We start from the raw sequence: 4,807 nt of genomic DNA, 5'->3' as shown, positions 1-4,807 counted from the left end.
CCCCCCTATAGGTGCCGAGTGCCAAATTAGAATGAAAGCACCTATAAACTCAATGAGGTCAAGGGTTTGAAGGGTGTAAAATCTCGGCGACTTTTCGGCGACTTTTACGCGACTTTTTAAAAAACCTGTATTTCTATGTAATGCTTTACTTAGTTTTTGTAATGCTATATAATAATAAATAAATATTGAAAAAGAAAAGAGGTTTTATTTGTGCCGAAAGAAAAAGAAGAAATGCAAAGTGTAACTATCCGTATTCCTAAAGATTTGTATGTTGAGTATAAGCAAGCTTTATTAGAGCAAGGAAAAATTGTAACTTATGATGTTCGAAAACATATGAATGATGTTGTAAAAAACCACAAGGAAGGGCAAAAAAATGCATAAAAAAAGAGCGTCCGCCAAAGACCGCTCTCGAAATTAATATGCAATTTGTTAAGGTGATTATATCATTATGGCTAAAGACAAATCAAGATACTTCACGTTTTTACTATACCCAGAAAGCATTCCTAGCGATTGGGAAATAAAATTAGAATTACTTGGTGTTCCAATGGCGATTAGTCCATTGCATGACAAGGATTTGAGCCCAGTTGAAGGACAAGAATATAAAAAAGATCATTATCATGTCATTTACATAGCAAAAAATCCTGTGACTGCAGATAGTGTTCGTAAAAAAATCAAGGGAACTTTAGGAGAAAACAGCGTGGCTATGGTTCAGACTGTGGTTCATAGTATGGAAAATATGTATTTGTATTTAACGCATGATTCTAAAGATGCTATTGCTAAGAAAAAGCATAAATATGATAAAAAAGAGATTAAGTTGATAAATAATTTTGACGTTGACCGTTATGTCACGCTTGATGAAAGTGAGAAAAAAGAATTAAGACAAACGTTACTTGAGCTTGTAGATAAATATAATATCGTTAATATTATTGAATTAAGTGCGTTTATAAAAAAACGTGGAAGTGAGTTTGGAATTGATGGAATGAAATATGTGAATGAAGTTATTGCGAGTTCTTCTGGAATCTTCCGTTTATATTTTGATGCAAATTATCAATGCGGTTACCGTCCGATTTACTCAAAAATTATTGATTCTGAAACTGGCGAAATAAAATAAAAAACATGCCTCCTGCTGAAAAGCTAAGGGGGTTTTTTATTTTATTTTTTGACAAATCAAGGCAATTTGTTATACTTGAATTAACTTTTATGAATGGAGGCTTCCTAATGATTGATATCCTAACTTTGAACCGTTAATTTAATACGTTCAAAGGCTCTGCTTATGCTCAGAGTAATAGGATTGATCTGTCTTTTAAAAGGAAACCTTTATTATTCGGTTATGATAAAAAGAGGGAGATATATCTTCCTCTTTTTCTTTTTTAAAAAAGTGGAAGTCCCCATGTAATATCGTAGAAACTGGTTCATCTATGATATTGATATCATATTTGTAATTTTATTAAGTAATGATGAATCCAATTGGAATTTCTATATTTCAATATTCTAGAGCATAGGCAGTTGCCTATGTTTTTTATTTTGATAAGTTTTATACTTATTTGGCTTACTTCAAATAATAGGTATCAAATGCTACCTAAATATTACATGATTAATGGAGGAAATTATTTATGACATTTAGTAACGTAGAAAATACACGAGTATGGTTTATTACAGGAGCGAGCAGTGGACTAGGATACGAGTTCACTAAAAAAGTACTAGAGTCAGGAGATAAGGTTGTTGGTGTTGCTAGAAATATTGAAAAACTTAATGAGTTAAAATACCAGTTTGAAGGAATGTTACTTCCGTTAAGTCTTGATGTTACTGATAGAAGTGCTGTTTTTACTACAGTGGAAACTGCCATTAAACATTTTGGAAGGATCGATATTGTCATTAACAATGCAGGAAATATGGTATTGGGAATGATTGAAGAATTTAGTGAAGATGAAGTTAGAAGTCAAATGGAGACTAATTTCTATGGTGCAATTTGGATTTGTCAAGCAGCTATGCCGTACTTACGGACACAAGGATCAGGTCATATTATACAGATATCTAGTATTGGTGGACTGATTACTGGTCCAATGTCGGGAATCTATAGTGCTAGCAAATTTGCTTTAGAAGGATTTAGCGAGGCATTAGCACAAGAAGCTGCACATTTTGGTGTAAAGGTATCTATCGTTGAACCCGGAGGCTATTGGACGAATCTATACTTAAAAATGAGTTTTACCACACAGAACAAAGAGTATGATTCATTACGTGAGAAGTTGGCTCAACAAAACTCAACCGAATCAGTTGATAGTGACCCTAAGTTGGCTGCCGAAGCTATAATGAAACTGGTTAATAGTGAGAATCCGCCTCTCCGATTGATTCTAGGAAGCCTTGTTTATGATTTAGCTGTTGAAAATGCAGAAAAACGTATATCTACATGGAAAGAGTGGGAATCAGTCAGTCGTTCTGCAGAACATGGGATTCCTGCACCAGAAGGATATGGAATAATCGAGGAATAGAAGATCAAAAAAATATTGAGATTATTTTTAAGTATGCCGCAATCGGGCGCGATTGTTGAATAAGTAAAATTAAGAGTGGCTACGGCTACTCTTTTTTTATTTGGCCAGAAGGAAAGATAAACGGGAAGTGTCAACGGTAAATGTCTGACTGGAGCAAAGCGGAAGGAATTTAAGGAGTTGATACGAGCCACTGATTTTCCACCCTCTCGGCATTGACAAAACTTTGTTTTGTCCTGCCAACCGGCGAGGGAGCCCCCTCAAAAAGTGAGGGGGTTGGGGGAGTTTTTTGGAGGGGGTCGAGGGGAAATTTTTCCCTCGTGGGTTTGGGCAAAGCCCATGGTTTTTTTACTTGATCTTGGGAATGAATTTGCAACCGTTGCGGAAAAGCGCAAAGGTGAAAATCTCATTTCTGTTACTAGGAAAAAGAAACGGCAGCAGCGGTTATTTTTTTGCTTTTGACTTTGGGAATCTGGCACAAGCCAGGTTCTTGCTTTGACCCTCGGAGAGCACACCTTTACGAATGTAAAGTATAGTGTGTTATACTTTACATGGACGGTGTCCGAATTAGGGGGTGTGTGGAATGAGTTTTGTTGTCGCAAGAATGCAGAAATTGAAAGCTGATAATTTGGTTGGTTTGGGTAATCACGACCAACGGAAAACTAGCAATCATAGCAACCAAGATATTGATGTCTCACGGTCACATTTGAACTATGATTTGGTGGCTGGACGGACGAACAATTTTAAGACGGATATTCAGTCTTATATTGACGAACGCAAGGCTGGCTCCCGAGCTGTCCGTAAAGACGCTGTCTTAGCCAATGAGTGGGTTATTACGAGTGATAAAGGGTTCTTTGAGCAACTGGACGAAAAACAGACCAGAGCCTATTTTGAAACTGCTAAACAGTACTTTGCTGAAAAGTTTGGGGACGAGAATATCCGCTATGCTTGGGTGCATTTAGACGAGCACACGCCCCATATGCATATGGGGATCGTGCCGTTTGATAAAGATAATAAACTGTCGGCTAAGCGGGTGTTTAATCGGGAAGCCCTGCAACAGGTGCAAGATGAGCTACCCGAGTTCTTACAGTCCAAAGGTTTTAAACTTGAACGGGGTCAAAAAAACAAAGAGCGTAAAAATTTGTCTGTGCCTGAATACAAGGCTATGCGTCAAGAATTAGAGACGGTTAAAGCAGATACAAAAAAACAGAGACAAGAATTCGAAGATTTTAAAAAATCTGATTTTGATGTAACCAATATTGAAACCTTACAACCACGCTTTAAAAAAGGCTATGTACTGGTTAAAAAAGATGACTTTGAGCAAATGAAACAGGGGGCAATTTATGCCAAGAGCGCTTTTATTGATTCACTCCATGCAAAGTCTGACGCTGAAAGAGCTCATGATAGTGAAATTAAAGCTAGTAGTCGGGCGTCTGAACTGGAATTGAAGAATGATAAACTGCAAGCTGAAAATAACAAATTGCGGACTCAATTAAATCATGCGCAAGATTTGATTAAGCGCATGTTCCAGGTATTGAAACAAAAATTAGGCGATAAAGTGCATATGAAACCAGAAACATGGCACAAAATCGGCTTAAAAGCGCCAAATGAGCCTGATAAGCAACCTAAAAAGCAACCGGAGAGAAATACAGGGTTAAAGCGTTAAATTGCTTAGAACGCAAAATAAGGACGATTGAGAGGTGTTAAGAAAATGAAAGAACCCGAACAAATTGAACAATTGCTAGCTGACCCTTGGGCAGTCGATATTCAAGCCATTTGGGAACAAGCCTTGCATAACCCTGACCCTGATAAACGCAAGCTCTTTGACGCTTTACACACGTACGTGTTAGATAAGCGCCAGGAACAAATTATTAACGAAAAAAAGTTTGTCAACTGAATTTGCTAAGGAAAATTTGGAATAGAAAAACTGTTGAATTGTTAGTCAATGGTAAATCGAATTAGAGGGGCTTACTGCTTTAGCAGTTAGCTCCTCTTTGAGGCTTTAAGGAATTGACTAACTTCACTCAACCAGAAGCCTTACGTCTTGGAAAACAAGCCATTGTTTTCCCGAGCCCAGCGGCGGCAAGCGTAGCGGTCCAGCTGGCTCAGCTGGTCGGTGTGGCTGAAAGCCACGGTCTTAAAAAAGCAGTTCAGCGTTTTTTGCTGATCTGCTTTTTTGGTTTGTGCTGGATTTAAATTTGGAAAGCTGGGGGGCAGGGAGCAAATTTTGCGACCGTACTACGACCCCCCTATAGGTGCCGAGTGCCAAATTAGAATGAAAGCACCTATAAACTCAATGAGGTCAAGGGTTTGAAGGGTGT

Annotated in this window: 6 protein-coding genes; all 6 read left to right on the top strand. The window is 37.8% G+C overall.

The window, feature by feature from the left end; translation table 11 throughout:
• Positions 1-210 precede the first annotated feature (210 nt).
• The 6 genes from EKM73_RS12520 (at position 211) to EKM73_RS12845 (ending at position 4,682) form a co-directional block, all read left to right on the top strand.
• A complete protein-coding gene (locus tag EKM73_RS12520; RefSeq protein ID WP_164508929.1) occupies positions 211-381 on the top strand; it encodes a transcriptional regulator in 171 nt (56 codons plus the stop codon).
• Positions 382-448: 67 nt separating this feature from the next.
• Positions 449-1,111 carry a replication protein gene (locus tag EKM73_RS12515; protein WP_101153861.1) on the top strand — a complete coding sequence of 221 codons (663 nt, stop codon included), beginning with the start codon at positions 449-451 and terminating at the stop codon, positions 1,109-1,111.
• 502 nt (positions 1,112-1,613) lie between these two features.
• Complete coding sequence (locus tag EKM73_RS12510; RefSeq protein ID WP_012478242.1) at positions 1,614-2,489, top strand: SDR family oxidoreductase; 876 nt, start codon at positions 1,614-1,616, stop codon at positions 2,487-2,489.
• Positions 2,490-3,069: 580 nt separating this feature from the next.
• On the top strand, positions 3,070-4,152 hold the full coding sequence (gene mobV, locus EKM73_RS12505; protein ID WP_101153855.1) for a MobV family relaxase: 1,083 nt from the start codon (positions 3,070-3,072) through the stop codon (positions 4,150-4,152).
• A 45-nt stretch (positions 4,153-4,197) separates the two neighbouring features.
• Positions 4,198-4,383 carry a hypothetical protein gene (locus EKM73_RS12500; protein ID WP_125702118.1) on the top strand — a complete coding sequence of 62 codons (186 nt, stop codon included), beginning with the start codon at positions 4,198-4,200 and terminating at the stop codon, positions 4,381-4,383.
• Positions 4,384-4,496: 113 nt separating this feature from the next.
• Positions 4,497-4,682, top strand: a complete 186-nt coding sequence (locus tag EKM73_RS12845; protein WP_125702117.1) for a hypothetical protein — start codon at positions 4,497-4,499, stop codon at positions 4,680-4,682.
• Positions 4,683-4,807: the final 125 nt, after the last annotated feature.

Source organism: Levilactobacillus fuyuanensis, from assembly GCF_003946395.1.
Lineage (GTDB): Bacteria > Bacillota > Bacilli > Lactobacillales > Lactobacillaceae > Levilactobacillus > Levilactobacillus fuyuanensis.
This window is presented reverse-complemented; position numbering and strand designations above follow the sequence as displayed.

What these genes read in the sequence shown, in the direction of transcription:
- EKM73_RS12515 (WP_101153861.1), top strand. Translation starts at nt 449, where the DNA reads ATGGCTAAAGACAAATCAAGATACTTCACGTTTTTACTATACCCAGAA.
- mobV (WP_101153855.1), top strand. Translation starts at nt 3,070, where the DNA reads ATGAGTTTTGTTGTCGCAAGAATGCAGAAATTGAAAGCTGATAATTTG.
- EKM73_RS12500 (WP_125702118.1), top strand. Translation starts at nt 4,198, where the DNA reads ATGAAAGAACCCGAACAAATTGAACAATTGCTAGCTGACCCTTGGGCA.
- EKM73_RS12510 (WP_012478242.1), top strand. Translation starts at nt 1,614, where the DNA reads ATGACATTTAGTAACGTAGAAAATACACGAGTATGGTTTATTACAGGA.